The sequence below is a fragment of the Streptomyces sp. NPDC085927 genome (assembly GCF_044540975.1).
GTDB lineage: Bacteria > Actinomycetota > Actinomycetes > Streptomycetales > Streptomycetaceae > Streptomyces > Streptomyces hirsutus.
The window spans coordinates 610,710-634,641 of the sequence record NZ_JBITSN010000003.1; the positions used below are offsets into that span (position 1 = coordinate 610,710).

Here is a 23,932-nt window from a genome sequence, read left to right on the forward strand (position 1 = left end):
CGTCCCGTCCGGCCCACCGCCGTCCAGCTCATCGCACGGCGATGAACGCGGCCGCGTCCCGCTCCGGCCGCGGCCGCGGATCCCCGGCGGGGTGGCCCACCGCCACCGCACCCATCGGGTCCCAGCCCGCGGGCAGGTCCAGGACCTCGCGGACCACGTCCCGGCAGAACATCGTCGACGACACCCACGCCGAGCCCAGCCGCTCCCCGGCCAGCGCGACCAGGAAGTTCTGCACACCGGCACCCGTCGCGACCACGAACATCTCCCGCTCCGCGCCGTCCCGCCGCGCGTCCCCGTAGGTGTGCGAGCCCTCCATGACCAGACAGGGCACGACCAGGCAGGGCGCGTTGCGCAGGACGTCGCCGCGGCGGACCCGCTTGGCGACGGACTCCTCCGACTTGCCGTCCCGGCGCAGGTCCGCGATCCAGGCGTCCCGCATCGCGTCGAGCAGCCGGGTCCGGGACTCCCGCGACTCCAGGAGGACGAAGCGCCAGGGGGTGGTGTGGTGCGGTGCCGGAGCCGTCACGGCCGCGGCCACCGCGCGGCGCACCGCCCCCGGGTCGACCGGCTCGTCGGTGAAGGCCCGTACCGTGCGGCGCTGGGTCACCGCCTGCCGTACCGCCTCCGAGGTGCCGAGGCGGAACATGTCGTCGCGGGAGTCGCGGACCATGGCCCGGGCGCCCTCGCCGTGCTCGTCGTCGGCCGCCACCAGGGCGGACAGTCCGCGCACGACGGCCACCGGCAGGCCCGCGGCCTTGCCCTTGACCAGATCACCCGCGGCGGCGAGTTCGTCGGCGGTGGCGACCACGGTGGCGCTCAGCGGATTGCCGTACGCGTCCGTCCCGCCGCGCAGGTCGTCCAGGACGTGGACGCCCGCGGCGCCGATCGCGACGTCCGTCAGACCCGTCCGCCAGGGGCGCCCGAAGGTGTCGGTGACGAGCACGCCGACCGTGACCCCGAGGGCGTCCCGCAGGCCCTCGCGGATCGCCCGCGCGGACGCGTCCGGGTCCTCGGGGAGCAACAGCACCGTGCCGGGGGTCGTGTTGGAGGCGTCGACGCCGGCCGCGGCCATGACGAGGCCCTGCCGGTTCTCGACGATGCGCAGGGGGCCGCGCCGGGCCACCACCCGTACCGTCTCCGCGTCGATCGCGGCCTCCCGGTCGGAGGCCTCCAGCGTCCGGCCCTCCGCCTTGGAGACGATCTTGGAGGTGACGAGCAGCACGTCCCCGTCGGCCAGCCCCGGCTCCGCGGCCGCGATCAGTTTCGCGAGGTCGTCCCCCCGCCGGACCTCGGGCAGCCCCGCGACGGCCCACACCCGGTATCCGTCGGACGCCGCGCCACCCGCGGGTACGCCGTCGTCGTGCACACGCGTGCCGTTCAAACCGCTCGCACCTCCTCCGCGAGCGCGAGCGCCTCCCGGGCCATCCGCTCGGTGGCGTCGACGTCGGTCATCATCAGGGGCACGGCCCGGCAGCGGATCCCCGCCTCCTCGATGCGCTCCACACCGGCCGTGTCGACCGTGTCGACCAGCCAGCCGTCCAGCAGGCCCGAGCCGTAGTGCTCGGCCACCGCCCACGCCGTGGATTCGACGCCGACCGCCGCGAGCACCTTGTCGGCCATGCCGCGCACGGGTGCGTCGCCGACGATCGGCGACAGGCCGACCACCGGCACGCCCGCCTCGGCGATCGCCTCCCGGATGCCGGGGACGGCGAGGATCGTGCCGATGGAGACGACCGGGTTGGACGGCGGGAAGAGGATCACGTCGGCAGCGGCGATCGCCTCCAGCACACCCGGCGCCGGCTTCGCCTGCTCCGCGCCGACCGGCACCACCGCCTCGGCCGGGACCGACGCCCGCAGCCGCACCCAGTACTCCTGGAAGTGGATCACCTTGCGCACACCGGAGCCCGCCGCGGAGCCCGCCACGGAGCCCGGCGGGGTTTCCCCTGCCCCGGACCCCGCCGTCGGCCCCGCCGCCGGGTCGCCCTCGGGCAGGGTGACGGCGACGTGTGTCTCCACGCGGTCGTCGGTCATCGGGATCAGCCGGACGCCCGGCTGCCACCGGTCGCAGAGGGCCTCCGTCACCGCGCTCAGCGGATAGCCGGCGGCGAGCATCTGCGTCCGCACGATGTGCGTGGCGAAGTCCCGGTCGCCGAGCCCGAACCACCCCGGGCCGACGCCGTACGCCGCGAGCTCCTCCTTGAGCCGGAAGCTCTCGTCGGTCCGCCCCCAGCCCCGCTCCTCGTCGATGCCGCCGCCGAGGGTGTACATCACCGTGTCGAGGTCCGGGCAGACCTTCAGCCCGAAGAGGTGGATGTCGTCCCCGGTGTTGCCGATGACCGTGATGTCCGCGTCCGGCACGGCCCGCTTCAGACCGCGAAGGAAACGGGCACCGCCGATGCCGCCTGCCAGAACCACAATGCGCATGGGAAACAGTCTGTCAGCCGCGGGGCGGACCGCGGCACCCTGTCGGACGGTCGGTCGCCCACGGGGTCGTGTACGGGGTCGGGCAGGGGCACGCACGCGGCCGGGCAGAGGGGCGCGCAGGGGGAAGGCGGATCAGGCGGTGAGCGTCCGGGGCTCCGTACGCGCCTCGCAGTGCGGGGCGGCCGGGTGCATCGGCATCTCGGTCAGGCCCGGGTAGTACACGTGCAGGCTGACCGCCGGCTCCAGCGTGTCATTGACGACCTCGTGCGCGTAGCCCGGCGCGAACACCCGCTCCGCGCCCGTCGTCAGCGTGCGGATGCCGCGTTCGGTGCGCTCGGTGAGGACGCCGTCCAGGACGGTCAGGACACCGGAGGAGCGGCCGTGGTCGTGCAGTCCGCTGCCCTGGCCGGGCACCCAGGACAGCAGCCACACCTCGTAGCCGGTCGGAGTCTCCCCTGCCCGAGCGGAGCCGGGAACCTGGGGAACGGTGAGCAGCCGGTGGTACCAGCGGCTGCTCGCGTCGTAGCGCACCAGGTGCTCCCACCGGGACCGGTCGGCGGCGAGGGAGCGGGCCAGGCCGACGAACTCGGCCACGGTCGCCGGGTGCTCGCGCGGGGTCTGCAGGAGGTGCGGTACTTCGAGGATGTCGCCGGCGATCTGGAGGTCACTGTCGCTGTTCATGGATGCGGTGGTTCCTCGGCGGAGAAGCGGTTGGGAAGCAGGGGGGGGTGGGGCCGCCGGACGATGCCCGGTGGGGGAACCGGCCTGCCGGGGACGAGGTGCCGCGGGTGTCCGGGTCACGGACGGCGGCGGGAAGTGCCCTGATGAGAGCGGAGGAAACAGCGGCCGGGTCGAGGGTGACCCGAAGGGCAGGAGCGCGTTGGGCTCAACAACCGGAACAGCGACAGCTACAGCGAGCGCGGGCAGCACCGAGGGACCCGGCGGAGCGGGTCGAGGTGAGTGCCAAGTTCGCGAGCATGCCCACAAGGACAGCGGCTCATGCCTCCAGTGTCAACTCGGGACACGGATTGTGGGCACGGTTCACCCCATCCGGTTCACTACGAGACGAAAGGTTTGCTCACGTGATTCCGGGGACACAAGGCGCACATGGTCGAGTGCACAAGTGCCGTTGCGGTCCTGTGATCCGAATGTGATCCGGGTCGCTGCGGCGTCGGTGTGTCAACGGGATCGATCGACCGGGCGTCTCACTCCGTGAACGGTCTGCGCGGGGCGGGTCGCTCGTGCGGCCCGCCTGTGTGTCAACGTTTATGGCGATTTGAACACTTTCGGCTCGGGCTTGGTTCCGCAGAGTGAATAAGGGAGCCAATAGCAGATCTCGGCTTGACTCGCCCGGATCAGCACACTTGTAATTTCACTCGTGTCGTTCGGCCGGGATCGGTAACGGCAGCATCACGGGGACGCGAAAGACGGACGAGGGGCGCACATGACGGAGCTGGTGCAGCAACTGCTGGTCGACGACGCGGACGAGGAACTCGGCTGGCAGGAGCGCGCGCTGTGCGCCCAGACCGACCCCGAGTCCTTCTTTCCCGAGAAGGGCGGTTCCACCCGGGAGGCCAAGAAGGTCTGCCTCGCTTGCGAGGTCCGTTCCGAGTGCCTCGAATACGCCCTCGCCAACGACGAGCGGTTCGGTATCTGGGGCGGTCTGTCCGAGCGGGAGCGCCGCCGGCTGAAGAAGGCCGCCGTCTGAAAGGCGGCACTTCGCGCGCACCCCTCCGCGTGCGCGCCTTGTTCGCGACATCCATATGCGCGCCTTGTCCGCACATACGTCATGCGTGCCGGGTGCGCGCATGTGCCCGGCATCCATCGCTTACGGCCCGTCGCATGGGGGTTGTCCACAGGCGGCGGGCCGCCTTGTCGCCCAGCCGATAGTGTGGTTGCTCGTCCGAGACGCCACGCCGCCCCCACCGGGCACGGGCGTCCCCCACAGTCCACTGAACCGGGGCCCGTACCTCGATGTCCGTGCACAGTCACCCGGCAGCCCGTCAAGACGCCGCTGCCGCACCAGAGTTCCCGCGTCATGTGGTGACCGCGGTTCTCGTCTCCCATGACGGAGCCCGCTGGCTGCCCGACGCGCTCGCCGGGCTACTCGGCCAGGAACGCCCCGTCCAGTTCGCCATGGGAGCCGACACAGGCAGCGCGGACGACTCCGCCCGGCTGGTCGCCGAAGCCCTCGGCGACGACCACGTCCTGCACCTCGCCCGGCGCACCGGCTTCGGCCAGGCCGTCGAGGAGTGCCACCGTGCCGCGCCGCACCTCACCCCGGACGACCTGCCCTACCTGAAGCGGCCCAGCGGCTGGGACCCGGTCACGCGCAGCTGGCACGACGACGCGTACGACCTGCCCGACCTCCCGCACGGGGAGCCCGTCCAGTGGCTGTGGCTGCTGCACGACGACTGCGCCCCCGAACCCGACGCGCTGGCCCGGCTGCTGGGCGTCGTGGAGAACGAGTACGAACTCGGTCGTGACGACGTCGCCGTCGTCGGCCCCAAGCTCCGCGGCTGGTACGACCGCCGGCAGCTGCTGGAGGTCGGCGTCTCCATCGCCAACTCCGGCCGCCGCTGGACCGGTCTGGACCGCCGCGAACAGGACCAGGGCCAGCACGACCAGGTCCGGTCCGTCCTGTCGGTGTCCACCGCCGGCATGCTGATCCGCCGCGACGTCTTCGACGAACTCGGCGGATTCGACCGGCACCTGCCCCTGATGCGGGACGACGTCGACCTGTGCTGGCGCGCGCACACGGCGGGCCACCGGGTGCTCGTCGCCCCCGACGCGGTCGTACGGCACGCCGAGGCCGCCTCCCGCGAGCGCCGCGCCGTCGACTGCGTGGGCCGCACCGCCGCCTCCCCGCACAAGGTGGACAAGGCGGGCGCCGTCCACACCCTGCTCGTCAACACCCGGACCGCGGCACTGCCCTGGGTACTGCTGCGGGTCGTCCTCGGGACCGTCCTGCGGACCTTCGCCTATCTCGTCGGCAAGGTCCCGGGGCAGGCCGTCGACGAGATACGCGGCCTCGTGGGCACCCTGCTGCGGCCCGAACGCATCCTCGCCGGACGCCGCCGCCGCGGCAGCCCGCAGATCGACAAGGGCGAACTGCGAGCGCTGTTCCCGCCCCCCGGTGCGACCATCCGCGTCACCGTCGAACAGGCCGCGGGCAGCCTCGTCGGCCGCTCCGACCCCGAAATCACCACCGGCGCCGGACGGCACGGCGGCGCCGTCGAGTCCGGACCCGGCGGGGACGACGCCGACTTCATCGAGGTCGAGCAGTTCGCCCGGCTCAAGCGGATCGCCCGCAAGCCCGGCCCGGTGCTCTTCCTGCTCCTGCTGTTCGTCTCCCTCGCGGCCTGCCGCGCCCTCCTCGGCAGCGGCGCGCTCGCGGGCAGCGCCCTGCTGCCCGCCCCCGCCGGCTCCGGCGAGCTGTGGGCGCGGTACACGGACACCTGGCACGCGGTGGGCGCCGGCGGCACCGGCTCCGCACCGCCCTACCTCGCCGTCGTGGCGTCCCTGGCCACCCTGATGCTCGGCTCGACCGGGCTCGCCGTGACCGTCCTGCTCATCGGTTCGGTGCCGCTGGCCGGCATCAGCGCCTACTTCGCCTCCCGCCCGCTCGTCGAGTCCCGGCTGCTGCGCGCCTGGGCCGCGATCGCCTACGCCTTCCTGCCCGCCGTCGCGGGCGCCCTCGCCGGCGGCCGGATCGGCACCGCCGTGCTCGCCGTCCTGCTGCCGCTGATCGCCCGTGCGGGCATCGCCGCGAGCGGACTCACCAACGCTTCCGGAGTCCGCGGCAGTTGGCGCGCGACCTGGGCGTACGCGCTGCTGCTGACCCTCGCCACCGCGTTCACCCCGATCGTCTGGCCCATCGCCCTGGTCCTCGGCCTCGGCGTCCTCGCCCTGCGCAGGTCCGACCTCCCGGCGTACGGGCTCCGCTTCCTGGCCCAGCTCGGCACCCCGCTGCTGGTCCTCGCCCCCTGGTCGCTGTCGCTGCTCCCGTTCGGCTTCTTCCAGGAGGCGGGCCTGGAGTACGGCGCCTCCGCCGCCTCCGCCCTCGACCTGCTCGGCGCGAGCCCCGGCGGCCCCGGCGCGGTCGGCGGGCCGGTGCTCATCGGCATCGTGCTCGCCGCCCTCGCGGCCCTGCTCCGCTCCGAGCGTCTGCTCGCCATCCGCGCCGCCTGGGCGGCAGCCCTGGTCGGACTCGTCTTCGCGGTCCTGTCCAACGGCTCCGCCTGGGCCGGGCCCGCGACGCTCGTCTACGGCATCGCCCTGCTGGCCGCGGCCGCGCTCGGCGCCGACGGGGCGCGCTCGCGGGTCGCCGAGCAGAGCTTCGGCTGGCGTCAGCCGGTCGCCGTGCTGATCGCCCTCGCCTGCGCGGTCGGCCCGCTGCTGGCCGCCGCCGGCTGGGTGCTCCGCGGCGCCGACGGACCGCTCGAGCGGCGCGATCCCGTGCAGGTGCCCGCGTTCGTCGCCGAGGAGAGCGGCACCCGCGACCAGGCCCGCACCCTCGTCCTGGACAGCGACTCCGCCGCCCGCGTCGACTACGTGCTGGTCCGCGGCTCCGGTGCCCGCATGGGCGATGCCGAGATCGCCGCCTCGGCCGGTGTGAACACCGGGCTCGACAAGGTCGTCGCCAACCTCGTCGCCGGCTCCGGTGCCGACCAGGCCGACCAGCTCGGCGGGTTCGCGGTGCGCTACGTCCTCGTCCACCCGGGCGCGCCCCGCGACGTCACCCGCGTCCTGGACGCCACGCCCGGCCTGACCCGGCTCAGCCAGCAGGCGGGCGGCGCGCTGTGGCGCGTCGACCAGAACGTGGCCCGCGCGACCATCGTCCCCGCCAAGGGCGGCGAGGGCGAGCCGCAGGCCGTGGCCGCCGGCCCCGTCGGGATCAGCACCGAGATCCCCGAGGGCGCCGAGGGACGCGTCCTGCGCCTGGCCGACGCCGCGGCCGACGGCTGGACCGCCACCCTCGACGGCAAGCCGCTGACCCGCACCACGGTCGACGGCTGGGCCCAGGGCTTCCAGCTCCCCGCCACCGGCGGACAGCTGGCCGTCACCTACGAGGAGCCGTTCACCCACACCGCCTGGCTGTGGGCGCAGGGTCTGCTCGCCGTCGTCCTCGTCGTGCTCGCGCTGCCCGGCCGGCGCCGCGACGTCGACGACGACCTCCCCGAGGAACCGGCCGTTCCCGACGAGGCACTCGTCGGCGACGGCCGCCGCGCCCGCCGCCTGCGCGCCCAGGCCGAGGCGGAGGCGGAAGCCGCGGCCGCCGAGGAGGCGGGCACGGACCGGGGCGCGGACGGCGACGTGGCAGAGGGCACGGGCGACGGCACGGCCGACGGGTTCGGCACCTCGCCGGAGCCCGCGGCCATTCCGCAGCAGCGGCCCTACGACGAATGGGACGCGTCCAGCTACCCGAATCCGAATCCGAACCCCGAGTACGACGGCGCCTACACCGCCGCCGCCCCGTACCCGCAGGGACAGCAGCAGCCCCCGTCGCAGCAGGAGCAGCAACAGGAGCAGCAGCAACAGCAGTACGCGACGGACGGCTACGGGCAGCCGTACCGGACGGACCCGTACCAGGGCGGCCAGGACGGTCAGGGCGGCCGGTACGACCCGTACGCCTACGACGGAACGCCCCAGCAGCCGCGGTACGACCCGGCGGCGTACAACCCGACGACGTACGACCCGTCGGCGTACGGACAGGGCTACGAGGGTTACGACGGCTACGACCAGACCTACGCGCAGGGCTACGACGCGTCGTACGACCCCGAGCAGCCGCACCGCCCGCAGCCGGGCAGCGAGCGTCCCGACGGGAGCCAGCAGTGAACCGCACCACCCTGTCCCTGATCGCGGGAGCCACCGCGCTCGCCGCCGTCACCGGCTTCGCCGTCCTGACCGCGCCGGACCCCACGGCCGCGGACGACGGCGTCGCGACGGCGGCGGCCCGCCTGCCCGTGGAACGCTCGAGCCTGCTGTGCCCCACGCCCAGCAGCTCCGACCTCGCCGAGACGACGTACACGTCCTTCACGCCCGTCACGAAGGGCACGGAGAGCGAGGGCGGCGCCGCACTCCGGCCGGCCACCACGGGACAGCCCGCGGAGGAGGACACGGAGGAAAGCGAGAAGGACGACGGCGGGGAGAAGGCCGCCGCGTCCGCGAAGCCCGAGAAGCCGGTGCTGGAGCACAAGAAGGAGCCCGGCACGCCGGTCACCGCGGACACCTCCGGGGGCGAGGCGCCCGCGCTCCTCGGCACCGCCGAGGGCCGCTTCGCTCCCGGCTGGACCGTGCAGCAGACCACCGAGGTCGCCGTGGGCACCGGCCGGGGCCTCCAGGGTGTCACCTGCACCGCCCCGGACACGGAATTCTGGTTCCCCGGAGCGAGCACCTCGACCGAGCGCACCGACTACGTCCACCTGACCAACCCCGACGGCTCCGCCGCCGTCGTGGACATCGAGGTCTACGGCAAGGACGGCGCTCTCGAGACCGAGGTGGGAGAGGGCATCACGGTCAAGCCGCACTCCTCCGAACCGGTGCTGCTGTCCACGCTCACCGACGAGGAGCAGACCGATGTGACGGTCCACGTCGTCGTCCGCAGCGGGCGGGTCGGCGCGGCCGTGCAGGCCCTGGACAACTCCCTCGGCGGTGACTGGCTGGCCGCGTCGGCCGATCCGGCGGGCAGCCTGGTCCTGCCCGGCATCCCCAAGGACGCCACCGCCGTACGCCTGGCCGTCTTCACCCCCGGCAATGTCGACGCCGACCTGAAGGTGCAGCTCGCGTCGCCCTCCGGACTGATCACACCGGCCGGCAACGAGACGGTGCACGTGAAGGGCGGGATGACGACCGCCGTCGACCTCGGCGACGTCACGCGCGGCGAGGCGGGCTCCCTGGTCCTCACGCCGACGGACCGCTCGGTGCCCGTCGTGGCGGCCGTCCGGGTGCTGCGTGGCAAGGGCGACAACCAGGAGTCGGCCTTCGTCCCGGCGGCCCGCGAGGTCGGCCTGCGGGCGACGTCCGTCGACAACACGGCCAAGGGCAGCACCCTCGCCGTGACCGCGCCCGAGGGCGCCGCCAAGGTCAGGGTCACCGTGTCCGCGGGCAGCGAGGGCGGCACGCCGGCGACCGAGACGTACACGATCAAGGCCGGTACCACCCAGAACATCGAGGTCCCGGTCCCGGACGACGTCGAGGGCACGTACGCGCTGACGGTCGAGCCCGAATCGGACGACGCCCCCGTCTACGCCTCCCGGACCCTCACCGCCCCGGACGACGGCGTCCCCGCCTTCACCGTCCAGACCCTCCCCGACGACCGGGGCATGGTGGCGGTGCCGCGGACGGAGGAGGACCTGTCGGTCCTGCAGAAGTAGGAGCGGTCGGCAGAACCGCCGGAAGCAGGAACCGCCGGCGCCCGTACGGAGGGTTCACCCCGCCCGGGCGCCGGGGCGGCCGCTCGGGCCCCGGCGCAGCAGACCCTGGTGCGTCAGCCCCGGCGCAGCAGGCCCTGGTGCGTCAGGCCTCGGCGTATCAGTCCTCGCCGTACCGGGGATCCACGGTCTCCGGCGTCAGTCCCAGCAGTTCGGCGACCTGCTCCACGACGACCTCGTGGACCAGCGCCGCCCGCTCGTCGCGCCCCTTGGTGCGGATCTCCACCGGCCGGCGGTAGACCACGACCCGGGCGGGGTGTCCCTCGCGGGTCGGCACGGTGCCGCCCAGCGGCACCGGCTCGTCGCTCCACCCCGCTCCGGGCGCGTCCAGGCGCGGTACCTCCAGCACGAGGAAGTCGATGTCGGCCAGCTGCGGCCACCGACGCTCCAGCCGCTCCACGGAGTCCTGCACCAGGTCCGCGAACGTCTCCGCGCGGCTGGCGGCCAGCGGCACCTGGGGCGGCGCGATCGGCCCGCGCATGCCCCGGCCGTGGCGATCACGACGGCGGGGCCCGCGGTCGGCGGCACGGGGCGTCACAGGGGTGTCCATCACGGTGAAGCGTAGTCTCCGCCGGTCCGACGCGCCCGACCCCCACACGGCTTCCGGACCACGGCCTCGCACGGGCCCGTCGCCCGGCTCTCCTCCCGCTCAGGTTCCCGGCCCCCGCGCGGCGCCGGGACACCGCTCCGTAGGGCGCCGGGACGCGGTGGCGGGCCGTCCGGATCGGCATGTCGTCGCATGACCATTCCGGCCAAGGTTCGGCTCGATTCCATATCTTTCATGGGCCGGTGGTCTCAAGGTATTTGACGGTGTTTGTACCAAGTGATGACCGGAGGGGAAGCCGCACCTCTTCCGAACATGAGCGTCGGAGCAGGTCAAACGGTGTGTGCCGACAGGGGCGTACGGGGCCTTTCAGGCCACGACACGGGGGAGCGTGCAGGAGGGGAGTCGTCGCGGCCCGCTCAAGAGTGCGGTACCGTCCAACATCGTGAGCCCTGTACGTCGCTGTTCGCGCACCGCTTGCGGCCGTCCCGCCGTCGCGACGCTGACGTACGTCTACGCCGACTCGACCGCGGTCCTCGGCCCGCTCGCCACCTACGCCGAACCCCACTGCTACGACCTGTGCGCCGAGCACTCCGAGCGCCTCACCGCGCCGCGCGGCTGGGAGGTCGTCCGTCTGCTCGACGGTTCGGCCCCGGCGCGGCCCAGCGGGGACGATCTCGAAGCGCTCGCGGACGCGGTGCGTGAGGCGGCCCGCCCCCAGGAGCGGTCGGCCGGTGGTCCGGGGCGCGGCGCGGACCCGATGGAGGTCGCGCGACGCGGCCACCTGCGTGTGCTCCGCTCTCCCGACAACTGACGCCGGCGACCGCGCTCCAGCCGTGACGCCCGAGCCCTGAACGGTCTTCGCGTGCGCGGCCGTTCGCACGGCCGTGCCGGTTGTCCGCGCCGGTTGTCCGTGTTCGCCGGTTCCTGCTCCCCTCCCGCCCCACCTGTCCCGTGAGTAAGGTGCCGCACGCCCATTGACGCGCACTTGTCGAGGACACGACCATTCCGAGGACTTAGCGAGAATCTTCTTCCGCATCGCGGAATCCAGGAGGCGCCTCCGTGTACGTCCAGGAACTGGAACCCGTCGCCGGCTCACTCGGTCTGTCCGCCCTCGTGGCGGCGCTTCCCCTCGTGATCGTCCTCGTCCTGCTCGGCGGCCTGCGCATGAAAGCGCACCTGGCGGGCCTGATCGGCCTGTCGGGTGCCGTCCTGGTGGCCTGCCTGGCCTACCGCATGCCTCTGGACCAGACGCTCTCCAGCGCCGTCCAGGGAGCGGTCTTCGGCCTCTTCCCCATCATGTGGATCGTCGTCAACGCGCTGTGGGTGTACCGGATGACGGTCCGCACCCGGCACTTCGACATCCTGCGCCGCTCCTTCGGACGGCTCTCCGACGACCCGCGGATCCAGGCCCTGGTCGTCGCCTTCTGCTTCGGGGCACTGCTGGAGGCGCTCGCCGGGTTCGGAGCCCCCGTCGCGATCTCCGCCGTGATGCTCGTGGCCCTCGGCTTCGACCCGGTCCGGGCCGCCGTCGTCGCGCTCGTCGCCAACACCGCGCCGGTGGCGTTCGGAGCCATGGGCACGCCGGTCGTCACGCTCGCCCAGGTGACCGGCCTGCCGCTGGACTCGGTGGCGTCCGTCGTCGGCCGCCAGACCCCGCTGCTCGCCCTCGTGGTGCCGCTGGTGCTGGTCTGGCTGGTGGACGGGCGGCGAGGGCTGCGGGACACCTGGATTCCCGCGGTGGCCTGCGGAGTCGCCTTCGCCGTCGCCCAGTTCGTCGCCTCCAACTACGTCTCCGCGCAGCTCGCCGACATCGCCGCCGCCCTGGCCGGTGCGGGCGCCCTGGTCGCCGTACCGCACTCGCGCGTGCCCGCCTCCGAGGCCGTACGCACCGCCGTGCTGACCGGCGCCCGCAGCGAGGAACTGGACGAGGAGGACCCGCACCGCGAGGTCGTACGGGCGTACGCCCCGTACGCGCTGATCGTGGTGATCTTCTCCGTCGCGCAGATCCCGGTGATCAAGGACTGGCTGGCCGGGGCGACCCGGAAGTTCGACTGGCCCCTCCTCGACGTCGCCGCGCCGAACGGCGAACCGGTCGGCGCCAACGTGTTCACCTGGCCCATCGTCTCCACCGGCGGCACCCTCGTCCTGTTCGCCGGCGTGGCCACCGCGGTCGTGCTCGGCCTGCACGCGCGCGTGGCGGTCAGGGAATGGCTCGCGACCGTGTACGAACTGCGGTTCGCGATCCTCACGGTGACCTCGGTACTGGCGCTCGCCTACGTCATGAACCTCTCCGGCCAGGCGGCGACGATCGGCTACTTCGTGGCCGCCGCCGGTGCCGGACTCGCCTTCCTGTCACCCGTCCTCGGCTGGTTCGGCGTCGCCGTCACCGGCTCGGACACCTCGGCCAACGCGCTCTTCGGCGCCCTCCAGGTGACCGCCGCACGGGAGTCCGGACTGTCGCCCGACCTGCTCGCGGCCGCCAACAGTTCGGGCGGTGTCCTCGGCAAGATGATCTCGCCGCAGAACCTCACCATCGCCTGCGCCGCCGTCGGACTGGCGGGCAAGGAAGGGGACCTGCTGCGCAAGGTGCTGCCCTGGAGCCTCGGCCTGCTGCTCGTCATGTGCCTGATCGTGGTGGGGCAGAGCACCTTCGTGCTCGGCTGGATGCTGCCCTGACCCGAGGCGGCGCCCGTGAGCCCGGCCGGCCACCTCCGGGCACGAGTCCGGCCGGCCCCTCGGGCACGAACCGGCCGGTCACCACGGGACTGCCCGCAGCGGAGTGTCATCCTCTGCGGGTAGTTTGTGGTGACCGACAGGACCTCCGGAAGGGCTGGCCGTGGCTGTTGATCTGTCACAGATCGTCAAGGCGTACGACGTACGCGGGGTCGTCCCCGACCAGTGGGACGAGTCCCTGGCCGAACTCTTCGGCGCCGCCTTCGCGCGCGTGACCGGAGCGAGCGCCATCGTCACCGGACACGACATGCGGCCCTCCTCGCCCGGCCTGGCGGGCGCCTTCGCCCGCGGCGCCGCGGCCCAGGGCGTCGACGTGACCGAGATCGGCCTCTGCTCCACGGACCAGCTCTACTACGCCTCCGGCGCCCTGGACCTGCCCGGCGCGATGTTCACCGCCTCGCACAATCCGGCCCGGTACAACGGCATCAAGCTGTGCCGCGCGGGCGCCGCGCCCGTCGGCCAGGACACGGGCCTGACGGAGATCCGCGAACTCGTCGAGAAGTGGAGCGAGTCGGGCGCCCCCGAGCCGGTCGCCACGGCGGGAACCGTCACCCGGCGCGAGACGCTGGACGACTACGCGGCACACCTGCGCTCCCTCGTCGACCTGACCTCCGTCCGGCACCTGAAGGTCGTCGTCGACGCGGGCAACGGCATGGGCGGGCACACCGTCCCCACCGTCCTGGCCGGCCTGCCGCTCACCGTCGTCCCGATGTACTTCGAACTCGACGGCACTTTCCCCCACCACGAGGCCAACCCGCTCGACCCGGCCAACCTCGTCGACCTGCAGCAGCGGGTGCGCGAGGAGGGCGCCGACCTCGGCCTCGCCTTCGACGGCGACGCCGACCGCTGCTTCGTCGTCGACGAGCGCGGAGAGCCGGTCCCCCCGTCCGCGATCACCGCCCTGGTCGCCTCCCGCGAACTCGCCCGCAACGGCGGCAAGGGCACGATCATCCACAACCTGATCACCTCCTGGTCGGTGCCGGAGGTCGTCGAGGAGAACGGCGGCACACCGGTACGCACCCGCGTGGGCCACTCCTTCATCAAGGCCGAGATGGCCACCAGCGGCGCGATCTTCGGCGGCGAGCACTCGGCGCACTACTACTTCCGCGACTTCTGGAACGCCGACACGGGCATGCTCGCCGCCCTGCACGTCCTCGCCGCCCTCGGCGGCCAGCAGGGCACCCTGTCCGCCCTGGTCGACCAGTACGACCGCTACGCGGGCTCCGGCGAGATCAACTCCACGGTCGACGACCAGGCGGCCCGCCTCGCCGCGATCAGGGCCGCTTACGAGGACCGCGACGGCATCACCCTGGACGAACTGGACGGCCTCACCGTCACCGCCGCCGACTGGTGGTTCAACGTCCGGCCCTCCAACACGGAACCCCTCCTCCGCCTGAACGCGGAGGCCCGCGACCAGGCCACCATGACCAGAGTCCGCGACGAGGCCCTGACCATCATCCGAGGCTGATCCAGCCCGCGTGCGGCCCGCGGACCGTCCCCGTGCGGCGGTGTGCGGCGGCCGGGGCGAACCGGCCGCCGCACACCCAGCCGTGCCGGGCCCAGAGGCCCCGCCGACGGTCACCGCGCGCCCCGCCGGACCGGGACGCCGGGCCCGGCAACCGCTGCCCGTCCGCCGCGCCCCCACCGGCGGTACCCTGACCAGGCACATCCGCATACGCCCGCCCCGAAGGGAACCCACCCCATGCCGCTGGAAACCGGCCTTCTGGAGATCCTCGCCTGCCCGGCCTGCCACTCTTCCCTCGAGGAGCAGGACAACGAGCTGATCTGCACCGGCCAGGAGTGCGGTCTGGCGTACCCGGTCCGCGACGGCATCCCCGTTCTCCTCGTCGACGAGGCCCGCCGCCCCGCGTAACCGACGACCCGGCGACCCTGCGCACCAGCGACCCGCCGCTCCGAGTACCGCCGCTCCGCGTACGACGCCCCGCCGATCGGAGGCAGCCGCCCCATGCTCGACGAATCGCTGCTCGACTCACCGGAGGGCCTCGCCGAGGCCGACCGCCGCGGGCTGCTCCGCGGCGCCGCCGAGGCGGGCGCCCGTGTCCGCACCGCCGCGCGGCATGCCGCCGAGGCCGGTGTCCACGACCTCAAACCCGACGGCCGCCCCCGCGCCGTGCTCATCGCGGGCCCCGGCGCGGCCGCCACCCAGACCGCCGACCTCCTCGGCACGCTCGCCGGCGCGGGCAGCCCCGTCACCCGGCTCGCACCCACCGGGGTGGCCCCCTTTGCGGGCGCGCTGCGCTGGGAACTGCCCGGCTGGGCCGGTTCCGTGGACCTGCTCCTGATCGCCACCCCGGACGGCACCGAGCCGGGCCTGTCCCTGCTCACCGAACAGGCCTACCGCCGCGGCTGCACCGTCGTCGCCGTGGCCCCCGCCCGGACCCCGCTCGCCGACACGGTCAGCGGCTCCCACGGCCTGTTCGTCCCCATGGCGACCACGTCCTACGACCAGGACGAACCCCTCGCCGCCTCCGCCCCCGGAGTTCTGTGGGCGCTGCTCACCCCGCTGCTCGCGATCCTGGACCGCGCCGGCCTGCTCACCGCCCCGCCGGACGCCCTGGAGAAGGTCGCCGACCGCCTCGACCGCATCGCCGAACGCTGCGGCCCGGCCCTCGCCACCTACAGCAACCCCGCCAAGACCCTGGCCGCCGAACTCGCCGACGCGCTGCCCGTGGTGTGGACCGAGGGCACCTCGGCCGGCCCGGCGGGCCGCCGCTTCGCCTCCGCGCTCGCGGAACTGTCCGGCACCCCCGCCGTCGTCGCCGAACTCCCCGAGGCGCTCGGCGCGCACAGCGCCCTGCTGGCCGGCCCGCTCGCCGGCCGCGCCGACCCGGACGACTTCTTCCGCGACCGCGTGGAGGAAGCCCCCGCCCTGCACGCGCGCGTGGTGCTGCTCCGCGACCGCCCGATCGGCGGCCTCACCGCCGCCCCGGCCGCCCGTGAGATGGCCCTCGGCCACGACACGCCGATCAGCGAACTCGAACCGGAGGAGGGCGGCGAACTGGAGACCCTCGCCGAGCTGATCGCCGTCACGGATTTCGCCGCCGTTTACCTGGCGCTCGCTTCGAGAGCCTGATCATGTGAGGGACAGTCCCCGGAACGTCCTGCCGCAGGCGGTCCGACGCGGCCGTACCGACCGGGGCGCCCCCGCGGACGCCCCGGTCCGGACGCCCTGACCAAGACTTCCGCGGGGTCGCCCGTCCTGCCGCGTACGCAGCACATACCTGCCGAACGACCCAGAGAGAACCCCATGGATCGCCTCGACAACACCGTCCGCCCCTACGCCTGGGGTTCCACCACCGCCATCCCCCAGCTCCTCGGCGTCGAACCGACCGGTGAGCCGCAGGCGGAGATGTGGATGGGCGCCCACCCCGGCGCGCCCTCGCGCACCGGCCGGGGCACCCTCGCCGAGGTCATCGCCGCCGACCCGGAGCGGGAACTCGGCGCGGCCTCGGTCGCGAAGTTCGGTCCGCGCCTGCCCTTCCTCCTCAAGCTCCTCGCCGCCGGCGCGCCGCTGTCCCTCCAGGTCCACCCCGACCTGGACCAGGCGAAGGCCGGCTACGCGGACGAGGAACGACGCGGCGTCCCCGCCGACGCCGCGCACCGCACCTACAAGGACGCCAACCACAAGCCCGAACTGGTCTGCGCCCTCACCGACTTCGACGGCCTCTGCGGCTTCCGCGACCCGCTGCGCGCCGCCGAGCTGCTCGACGCCCTCGGCGTGGACTCCCTCAAGCCGTACGTCGACCTGCTGCACGCCCAGCCCGAGGAAGCGGCCCTGCGCGAGGTCCTCACCGCGATCCTCACCGCCGACCGCGACGAGATGGCCCGCACCGTCACCGAAGCGGCCGCCGCCTGCGACCGTCTCGGCGGAGACCACGCCCCGTACGCCGACATCGCCCACCACTACCCGGGCGACCCCGGCGTCATCGCCGCCATGCTCCTCAACCACGTCCGGCTCCAGCCCGGCGAGGCCCTCTACCTCGGCGCCGGCGTCCCGCACGCCTACCTGAACGGCCTCGGCGTCGAGATCATGGCCAACTCCGACAACGTCCTGCGCTGCGGACTGACCCCCAAGCACGTCGACGTCCCCGAACTCCTGAGCATCGTCCGCTTCGAGGCCCGCGACCCCGGCGTGCTGCGCCCGGAGGCCGCACCGGACGGTGAGGAGCTCTACGACACCCCCACCGACGAGTTCCGGCTCTCCCGCTACGTCCTGCCCGCCGGCGGCACCACCCACGACCTCACTCTGGACACCCCCCAGATCCTGCTCTGCACGGCCGGCTCCGTACGCGCGGGCGAGCACGACCTGTCCCCGGGCACCTCCGTGTTCGTCCCCGCCGACGAAAAGGCCGAAGTGTCCGGTACCGGAACCTTGTTCAGGGCGACGGTCGTCGCCTGACCGCCGGGCGAGGCCGACCCGGCTCCCCGTTGCCCCGTCGGGCTGCAACAATGTCCCCCCGTTACAGCACGGACAACGCCCGGGCGGCGTACGAAGACGCCCGCCCGGGCCCGTGAACGGCGTACGAAGGGACAACGCGGACACATGAGCGCGTCAGGCGGAACCAAGGCGATCGTTGCGGCACTCGTCGCCAACGCAGCGATCGCGGTAGCGAAGTTCGTGGCGTTCCTCTTCAGCGGCTCCTCGTCGATGCTCGCCGAATCCGTGCACTCCGTCGCCGACTCCGGCAACCAGGCGCTGCTCCTGGTCGGCGGCAAGCGGGCCCAGCGGCAGGCCACCCCGCAACACCCCTTCGGCTACGGCCGCGAGCGCTACATCTACGCCTTCCTCGTCTCCATCGTGCTGTTCTCCGTCGGCGGCCTGTTCGCCATCTACGAGGGCTACGAGAAGATCAAGCACCCGCACGAGCTGACGCACTGGTACTGGCCGGTCGGCGTGCTGGTCTTCGCGATCATCGCCGAGACCTTCTCCTTCCGCACCGCCATCAAGGAGTCCAACGCGGTGCGCGGCAAGCGCTCCTGGAAGGAGTTCGTCCGCCATGCCAAGGCCCCCGAGCTGCCGGTCGTCCTCCTGGAGGACCTCGGCGCCCTCGTCGGCCTCGTCCTCGCCCTCGGCGGCGTCGGCCTGGCCCTGCTCACCGGCGACAGCGTCTGGGACGGCATCGGCACCCTCTGCATCGGCGTCCTGCTCATCCTGATCGCCGTGGTCCTCGCGCTCGAGACGAAGTCGCTGCTGCTCGGCGAGTCCGCGGGCGCCGAGGAGACCCGGAAGATCGAGTCCGCTCTCGTCGACGGCGACACCGTCACCCGCATCATCCACATGCGCACCCTCCACATCGGCCCCGAGGAACTCCTGGTCGCCGCGAAGATCGCCGTACGCCACGACGACACGGCCACGAAGGTCGCCGCCGCCATCGACGCCGCCGAGTCCCGCATCCGCGAGGCCGTCCCGATCGCCCGCGTGATCTACCTGGAGCCCGACATCTACCGCGAGACCGAGGCCGCCAAGGGCGCCGACGCCGCAGCCACCCCGGGCGGCCCGGCCCCGACGGAACACTGAGCCCGTCACACTGAGCCCGCCCCCGCCCGGCCCCACCGGCCGACGCGCCCCCTGATCGGCCACGACCACCGACCGGTGACGACCACCGGCCCGGTGGTCGTCGCGCTTCATCGCCCTCCGTGTTCGGCCTGATGTGTTCGGCAACCGGCTGGGGAGGGCCGCGCCCGTCGGTGTAGCTTGGGACGGAGCCAGACGTCGCTGCTGATGGCGGTCGGGCGGTCCCCCTGCGGACCGGCCGAGGGAGAGAGGGCCTCCGACGGACTGCGCTGCGCGCACGCGGGCATGCCTGTGCCCTCCCGGGGCACCCTTGTGCCCGCCGCCGCGCAGAACAGCCGTACCCACCTCGACCCACACCCCGAGGAGCAGCTCTCCATGACGACTGTCGCCAACCGACAGGACTTCAAGGTCGCCGATCTCTCCCTGGCCACCTTCGGCCGCAAGGAGATCACCCTCGCCGAGCACGAGATGCCCGGCCTGATGGCGATCCGCAAGGAGTACGCCGAGGCCCAGCCCCTGGCCGGCGCCCGTGTCACCGGCTCCCTGCACATGACGGTGCAGACCGCCGTCCTCATCGAGACCCTGACCGCCCTCGGCGCCCAGGTCCGCTGGGCGTCCTGCAACATCTTCTCCACCCAGGACCACGCCGCGGCCGCCATCGCCGTCGGCCCGAACGGCACGCCCGAGAACCCGCAGGGCGTCCCGGTCTTCGCCTGGAAGGGCGAGACGCTGGAGGAGTACTGGTGGTGCACCGAGCAGGCGCTGACCTGGCCGGACACCCCCACCGGCGGCCCCAACATGATCCTGGACGACGGCGGTGACGCCACCCTCCTGGTCCACAAGGGCGTCGAGTACGAGAAGGACGGCAAGGTCCCCTCGGTCGACACCGCCGAGTCCGACGAGCACCGCGTCATCCTCGAACTCCTCACCCGCACGGTGAGCGAGAGCCCGCAGAAGTGGACCCAGCTGGCGTCCGAGATCCGCGGCGTGACCGAGGAGACCACGACCGGCGTCCACCGCCTGTACGAGATGCACCGCGACGGCACCCTCCTGTTCCCGGCGATCAACGTCAACGACGCCGTCACCAAGTCGAAGTTCGACAACAAGTACGGCTGCCGCCACTCCCTGGTCGACGGCCTCAACCGCGCCACCGACACCCTGATCGGCGGCAAGACCGCCGTCATCTGCGGCTACGGCGACGTCGGCAAGGGCTGCGCGGAGTCCCTGCGCGGCCAGGGCGCCCGCGTGATCATCACCGAGATCGACCCGATCTGCGCCCTGCAGGCGGCGATGGACGGCTACCAGGTCACGACGCTGGACGAGGTCGTCGACAAGGCCGACATCTTCGTCACCACGACCGGCAACAAGGACATCATCATGGCCTCGGACATGGCCAAGATGAAGCACCAGGCCATCGTCGGCAACATCGGCCACTTCGACAACGAGATCGACATGGCCGGCCTCGCCAGGACCCCCGGCATCGTCAAGGACGAGATCAAGCCGCAGGTCCACACCTGGACGTACCCCGACGGCAAGGTCCTCATCGTCCTTTCCGAGGGCCGCCTGCTGAACCTGGGCAACGCCACCGGCCACCCGTCGTTCGTGATGTCCAACTCCTTCGCGGACCAGACCCTGGCCCAGATCGAGCTGTTCACCAAGCCCGACGAGTACCCGACCGGCGTCTACGTGCTGCCCAAGCACCTGGACGAGAAGGTCGCCCGGCTGCACCTCGACGCGCTCGGCGTGAAGCTGACCACCCTCCGCCCCGAGCAGGCCGAGTACATCGGTGTGACGATCGAGGGCCCGTACAAGTCGGACCACTACCGCTACTGAGCCGACGCCCGAGGAGCCGACGCCCACCGGGCCGAGGCTCCCGCCGCGGGGAACGCGCCCGTACACCGGCGCGCTTCCCGGCGGCAGGCCCTTCCGGGACAGGCCCCCGCACCCCCGTGCCGGGGGCCTGTCCCGTGGTCCGGCCAGTGACCGGGCCGGCCCGTCAAGACCCAGGACCCCCATGCCCCGCGGCCGTTATTCGCTCCACGATCCGCACGATCACACCCCCCTCGCCGAAGAACACTTCCAATGCGCCCCCGGCCCCTCCGGCTGGCGCTACGTCTCCCAGCTCACCGCCCCGTCCGGCGATCACCTGGGCTCGGTCGACCTCACCCTCGACGGACTCGGCCGCCCCCTCCGACTCGAACTGCACGCCGCGAACTGGCAGGTCCGCGGCGCCGCCCTCGACGGCGTCACCTGGGTCCGTACCGACCCCACCGGAACCCACGCCACCGAAGGCAATGTGCGCGCCCACGCCTTCACCGGCTCCTCGCCCGCGTTCCTCATCGCCACCGCCCGTCTCCTGCGCCTCGTCCCCTCCGCCCCGGCCACCCGGGTACGGCTCGTCGCCTTCACGGATCCGGTGCTCGCCCCCCGCACCGTGGACCAGTCCTGGACCTTGGTGGGAAGAGAAGCACACGCCACTGACAACGGACCCCTGACCGTGGACGCGTACCAGGTCACAGCCCTGGACACCGGTGAGCAGCACACCGTGCACCTCTCTGGTGACGTGGTTCTCGCAGCCCCCGGCATCGAACTCGAGGACCTCGAGTCACCCCCCTCGGCCCTCGACTGACCGACACCTCCGGGGACCGCCCCGAACACGCCCTACGCCGGAGGCACGAACCCGGTCGACGGCCCCTCGGCCGCCGGCGGGGGCGACACGGGCGTGGCGGGAACGCTGGGCGCGGCGGGAGCAGAGGGAACGGAAGGGCTCGGAGAACCGGCGGGGTGGGAGGGGGCAGCGGGAACGGAGGGATATGCGGTCGGCGGAGCCGCCCGATGGACGGGCGGCGGGGCGTACGCACCCGCCGGTCCGGAGGTGCCGACCGGTCCGCCCCCCATGGCCGCCGCCCCGCCGGCACCGTGCCCGAAGGCACGCCGGGCGTCCCGGGCCTGCCGCTCCTGCACCACCGCCGCCAGGTACGCCGCCGCCGGCACGCCCTGCGGCACCGGCGCTCCCGTCCGGTCCGCCAGGTCCGCCGCCAGCCGCTCCGCCATCGCGTGGCCCACCTGCGGGTCCAGCTGCCGCATCCGCGTCAGGTACTGGCGTACGGCGAGCCACAGTCCGTCCGGCACCGCGGACAGATCGAGCCCCGAGAACCGGCCGGCCAGCCAGGGCGGAGGCGGCGGTACCGAGGCCACGGGACCGACCGGCAGCCTCTCCCGAACGACGAGGGTCCCGGCGAAGACGTCTCCGAGCCGCCGCCCCCGCGACGACACGAGCGAGGCGATGCACGCGACGACGCCCATCGTCATCAGGATCTCGATCACCCCTATCAGGCCCCGCACCAGCGCGTGCCGGAAGCGGATCGGCCCCCCGTCGTCCCGCACCACCCGCAGCCCGCAGGCCATCTTCCCGAGCGACCGTCCATGGCTGAGCGTCTCGACCGCCATCGGCACGCCCACCAGCAACAACAGAAAGACCGCGAGGGATATCGCCGTCCGGGCCGCCTGGTCCAGCGAAGCGGTGGCAGCCACCAGTGCGATGGTCACCACGACATAGACCGTCACCGCCGCGACCAGGTCGAGCAGCACGGCCAACGCCCTGCTGGGCAGCTTCGCGGGGCGCAGCTCCAACGCCACAGCCTCGCCCGTCACCAGCTCACTCACGTTCGCCCGCCCTTCCCCTGCCCTGCCCGGAACACCGCCAGTCTGCCAAGCTGATGGCACATCGCACCGGAGTACGACCAGCCGATCATCCCGTACCGCCGAGCCGGCCGGTCCTACGACCGAAGAGCTCGCGGCGGGAGCCGACGAACAGCCGAGGAGCAGGCACACCGATGGACCTCGACGTCTTCGTCTCCGCCCACCGCGCGGAGTGGGACCGCCTCGACGCCCTACTACGGCGCCGGCGCCGGCTGACCGGCGCCGAGGCCGACGAGCTCGTCCTCCTCTACCAACGCACGGCCACCCACCTTTCGCTGATCCAGTCCGCGGCCCCCGACCCCCAGCTCACCGGCAGACTCAGCCAGCTGGTGGCACGCGCGCGCGGCGCCGTGACCGGGGCACGGCGCGCATCCTGGCGGGACGTCACGCACTTCCTCGCGCACAGCTTCCCGGCCGCCGTGTACCGGGCCCGTCACTGGTGGGTGCCCACCGCACTCCTGTCCACCGCGGTCGCGGTCCTCCTCGCCTGGTGGATCGGCACCCACCCCGAGGTCCAGGCATCCATCGCCGCACCTGCCGAGCTGCGCGAGCTCACCCGCCCCGGCGGCCAGTACGAGACGTACTACTCCAGCAACCCCGCGGCCTCGTTCGCCGCCCAGGTCTGGACGAACAACGCATGGGCCGCCGCCCTCTGCCTGATCCTGGGCGTCTTCCTGGGCCTGCCGGTCATCTGGATCCTCTTCACGAACATGCTCAACCTGGGCGTCGGCTTCGGACTGATGGCCTCCGCGGGCCGGCTGGACACCTTCCTCGGTCTGGTTCTGCCCCATGGCCTCCTCGAACTGACCGCGGTCTTCGTCGCCGCCGGCACCGGCCTGCGCCTCGGGTGGACCCTCATCGACCCCGGGCCACGCCCGCGGCGCAGAGCCCTCGCGGAGGAAGGCCGGGCAGCACTGGCCATGGCGATCGGCCTTGCGCTGGTCCTCTTCGTCTCCGGCGCGATCGAAGGCTTCGTCACCCCGTCCGGCCTCCCCACCTGGGCCCGCATCACCATCGGAGTCGTCGCGGAGCTGGCCTTCCTGGCCTACGTCTATGTCCTGGGCGGGCGTGCGGCTCGGGCCGGTGAGACCGGCGACCTGGAGGCGGCCGAACGCAGCGCCGTCGTGCCGACGGCAGCCTGATGTGCGTAAAGCTCCGTTCAGCTGCTAGTCTCCTCTTCGCCCCGCAGGAACCGTTGACACGGACCGAGCGGGGAGGTAGATTTGAACAGTTGCCTGGAGCTGGGTTCTGACCCGCAGGGGCAACAGTGAACATCTGACTGCTTCTCGAGACTTAAGATTTCGACGAAGCCACCGATAAATCGGAAAAATTCGACCGGCCAGTCCGGCGCGAAACTTCTGATAAAGTCGGAGCCGCCGGAAAGGGAAACGCAAAAAGCGGGAACCTGCGAAGGCGGAAAACCCCGAGGAAATCGGATCGGAACGATCTGATAGAGTCGGAAACGCAGGACCGAAGGGAAGCGCCCGGAGGAAAGCCCGCGAGGGCGAGTACGAAGGAAGCGTCCGTTCCTTGAGAACTCAACAGCGTGCCAAAAAT

General features: G+C 72.7%; 18 protein-coding genes. 13 read left to right on the forward strand and 5 right to left on the reverse strand.

Annotation, left to right across the window (positions count from 1 at the left end; genetic code table 11):
* Window positions 1–28: 28 nt before the first annotated feature.
* From ACIF80_RS11790 to ACIF80_RS11800, 3 genes are all read right to left on the reverse strand, one after another.
* The gene (locus tag ACIF80_RS11790) at window positions 29–1,381 is read right to left on the reverse strand and encodes a coenzyme F420-0:L-glutamate ligase (RefSeq protein WP_399802544.1); all 1,353 of its coding nucleotides are present in this window, start codon (window positions 1,379–1,381) and stop codon (window positions 29–31) included.
* A complete protein-coding gene (locus tag ACIF80_RS11795) occupies window positions 1,378–2,424 on the reverse strand; it encodes a 2-phospho-L-lactate transferase (protein WP_399802546.1) in 1,047 nt (348 codons plus the stop codon). Before ACIF80_RS11795 ends, ACIF80_RS11790 begins: the two co-directional genes overlap by 4 nt.
* A 132-nt stretch (window positions 2,425–2,556) precedes the next feature.
* Window positions 2,557–3,105, reverse strand: a complete 549-nt coding sequence (locus ACIF80_RS11800; RefSeq protein WP_399802549.1) for a cysteine dioxygenase — start codon at window positions 3,103–3,105, stop codon at window positions 2,557–2,559.
* 763 nt (window positions 3,106–3,868) lie between these two features.
* Here ACIF80_RS11800 and ACIF80_RS11805 point away from each other — a divergent pair.
* From ACIF80_RS11805 to ACIF80_RS11815, 3 genes are all read left to right on the forward strand, one after another.
* Window positions 3,869–4,132 carry a WhiB family transcriptional regulator gene (locus tag ACIF80_RS11805; RefSeq protein ID WP_003975777.1) on the forward strand — a complete coding sequence of 88 codons (264 nt, stop codon included), beginning with the start codon at window positions 3,869–3,871 and terminating at the stop codon, window positions 4,130–4,132.
* A gap of 266 nt (window positions 4,133–4,398) precedes the next feature.
* Window positions 4,399–8,262: a glycosyltransferase gene (locus ACIF80_RS11810; protein WP_399802551.1), complete on the forward strand. Its 3,864-nt coding sequence runs from the start codon at window positions 4,399–4,401 to the stop codon at window positions 8,260–8,262.
* On the forward strand, window positions 8,259–9,800 hold the full coding sequence (locus tag ACIF80_RS11815) for a DUF5719 family protein (RefSeq protein ID WP_399802554.1): 1,542 nt from the start codon (window positions 8,259–8,261) through the stop codon (window positions 9,798–9,800). The genes ACIF80_RS11810 and ACIF80_RS11815 overlap by 4 nt, the downstream gene beginning before the upstream one ends.
* 157 nt (window positions 9,801–9,957) lie before the next feature.
* On the opposite strand, the gene ACIF80_RS11820 is transcribed toward ACIF80_RS11815, so the two are convergent.
* A complete protein-coding gene (locus ACIF80_RS11820; protein WP_388440463.1) occupies window positions 9,958–10,407 on the reverse strand; it encodes a metallopeptidase family protein in 450 nt (149 codons plus the stop codon).
* Window positions 10,408–10,792: 385 nt separating this feature from the next.
* Between ACIF80_RS11820 and ACIF80_RS11825 the strand changes: the two genes are divergently transcribed.
* The 9 genes from ACIF80_RS11825 to ACIF80_RS11865 all read left to right on the forward strand — a co-directional run bounded on the left by ACIF80_RS11825 (window position 10,793) and on the right by ACIF80_RS11865 (window position 21,302).
* Window positions 10,793–11,215 (forward strand): DUF3499 domain-containing protein, encoded by a 423-nt coding sequence (locus ACIF80_RS11825; protein ID WP_399802556.1) that lies wholly within the window; start codon window positions 10,793–10,795, stop codon window positions 11,213–11,215.
* A gap of 248 nt (window positions 11,216–11,463) precedes the next feature.
* Complete coding sequence (locus ACIF80_RS11830; RefSeq protein WP_399802559.1) at window positions 11,464–13,080, forward strand: L-lactate permease; 1,617 nt, start codon at window positions 11,464–11,466, stop codon at window positions 13,078–13,080.
* 160 nt (window positions 13,081–13,240) lie between these two features.
* Window positions 13,241–14,605, forward strand: a complete 1,365-nt coding sequence (locus ACIF80_RS11835; protein WP_399802561.1) for a phosphomannomutase/phosphoglucomutase — start codon at window positions 13,241–13,243, stop codon at window positions 14,603–14,605.
* Between the two features lie 234 nt (window positions 14,606–14,839).
* Window positions 14,840–15,010, forward strand: coding sequence for a Trm112 family protein (locus ACIF80_RS11840; protein ID WP_079034855.1), 171 nt, complete (start codon window positions 14,840–14,842; stop codon window positions 15,008–15,010).
* A 93-nt stretch (window positions 15,011–15,103) separates the two neighbouring features.
* Window positions 15,104–16,231, forward strand: a complete 1,128-nt coding sequence (locus tag ACIF80_RS11845; protein WP_399802565.1) for an SIS domain-containing protein — start codon at window positions 15,104–15,106, stop codon at window positions 16,229–16,231.
* A gap of 174 nt (window positions 16,232–16,405) precedes the next feature.
* Window positions 16,406–17,557, forward strand: a complete 1,152-nt coding sequence (manA, locus tag ACIF80_RS11850; RefSeq protein ID WP_399802568.1) for a mannose-6-phosphate isomerase, class I — start codon at window positions 16,406–16,408, stop codon at window positions 17,555–17,557.
* 144 nt (window positions 17,558–17,701) lie between these two features.
* The gene (locus ACIF80_RS11855; RefSeq protein ID WP_399802570.1) at window positions 17,702–18,676 is read left to right on the forward strand and encodes a cation diffusion facilitator family transporter; all 975 of its coding nucleotides are present in this window, start codon (window positions 17,702–17,704) and stop codon (window positions 18,674–18,676) included.
* Window positions 18,677–19,048: 372 nt separating this feature from the next.
* Window positions 19,049–20,506 carry an adenosylhomocysteinase gene (gene ahcY, locus ACIF80_RS11860; protein ID WP_399802573.1) on the forward strand — a complete coding sequence of 486 codons (1,458 nt, stop codon included), beginning with the start codon at window positions 19,049–19,051 and terminating at the stop codon, window positions 20,504–20,506.
* A gap of 181 nt (window positions 20,507–20,687) precedes the next feature.
* Window positions 20,688–21,302 (forward strand): hypothetical protein, encoded by a 615-nt coding sequence (locus ACIF80_RS11865; RefSeq protein ID WP_399802576.1) that lies wholly within the window; start codon window positions 20,688–20,690, stop codon window positions 21,300–21,302.
* A 32-nt stretch (window positions 21,303–21,334) separates the two neighbouring features.
* Here ACIF80_RS11865 and ACIF80_RS11870 read toward each other — a convergent pair whose 3' ends face one another.
* Entirely contained in the window at window positions 21,335–22,339 is a 1,005-nt protein-coding gene (locus ACIF80_RS11870; RefSeq protein ID WP_399802579.1) for an RDD family protein, read from the reverse strand.
* Window positions 22,340–22,509: 170 nt separating this feature from the next.
* On the opposite strand from ACIF80_RS11870, the gene ACIF80_RS11875 reads away from it, so the two are divergent.
* The gene (locus ACIF80_RS11875) at window positions 22,510–23,517 is read left to right on the forward strand and encodes a stage II sporulation protein M (RefSeq protein ID WP_399802581.1); all 1,008 of its coding nucleotides are present in this window, start codon (window positions 22,510–22,512) and stop codon (window positions 23,515–23,517) included.
* Window positions 23,518–23,932: the final 415 nt, after the last annotated feature.

Coding starts and splice junctions, on each gene's coding strand:
- ACIF80_RS11795 (WP_399802546.1), bottom strand. CDS start 2,424: ATGCGCATTGTGGTTCTGGCAGGCGGCATCGGCGGTGCCCGTTTCCTT.
- ACIF80_RS11800 (WP_399802549.1), bottom strand. CDS start 3,105: ATGAACAGCGACAGTGACCTCCAGATCGCCGGCGACATCCTCGAAGTA.
- ACIF80_RS11805 (WP_003975777.1), top strand. CDS start 3,869: ATGACGGAGCTGGTGCAGCAACTGCTGGTCGACGACGCGGACGAGGAA.
- ACIF80_RS11810 (WP_399802551.1), top strand. CDS start 4,399: ATGTCCGTGCACAGTCACCCGGCAGCCCGTCAAGACGCCGCTGCCGCA.
- ACIF80_RS11820 (WP_388440463.1), bottom strand. CDS start 10,407: ATGGACACCCCTGTGACGCCCCGTGCCGCCGACCGCGGGCCCCGCCGT.
- ACIF80_RS11840 (WP_079034855.1), top strand. CDS start 14,840: ATGCCGCTGGAAACCGGCCTTCTGGAGATCCTCGCCTGCCCGGCCTGC.
- ACIF80_RS11845 (WP_399802565.1), top strand. CDS start 15,104: ATGCTCGACGAATCGCTGCTCGACTCACCGGAGGGCCTCGCCGAGGCC.
- manA (WP_399802568.1), top strand. CDS start 16,406: ATGGATCGCCTCGACAACACCGTCCGCCCCTACGCCTGGGGTTCCACC.
- ACIF80_RS11855 (WP_399802570.1), top strand. CDS start 17,702: ATGAGCGCGTCAGGCGGAACCAAGGCGATCGTTGCGGCACTCGTCGCC.
- ahcY (WP_399802573.1), top strand. CDS start 19,049: ATGACGACTGTCGCCAACCGACAGGACTTCAAGGTCGCCGATCTCTCC.
- ACIF80_RS11865 (WP_399802576.1), top strand. CDS start 20,688: ATGCCCCGCGGCCGTTATTCGCTCCACGATCCGCACGATCACACCCCC.
- ACIF80_RS11875 (WP_399802581.1), top strand. CDS start 22,510: ATGGACCTCGACGTCTTCGTCTCCGCCCACCGCGCGGAGTGGGACCGC.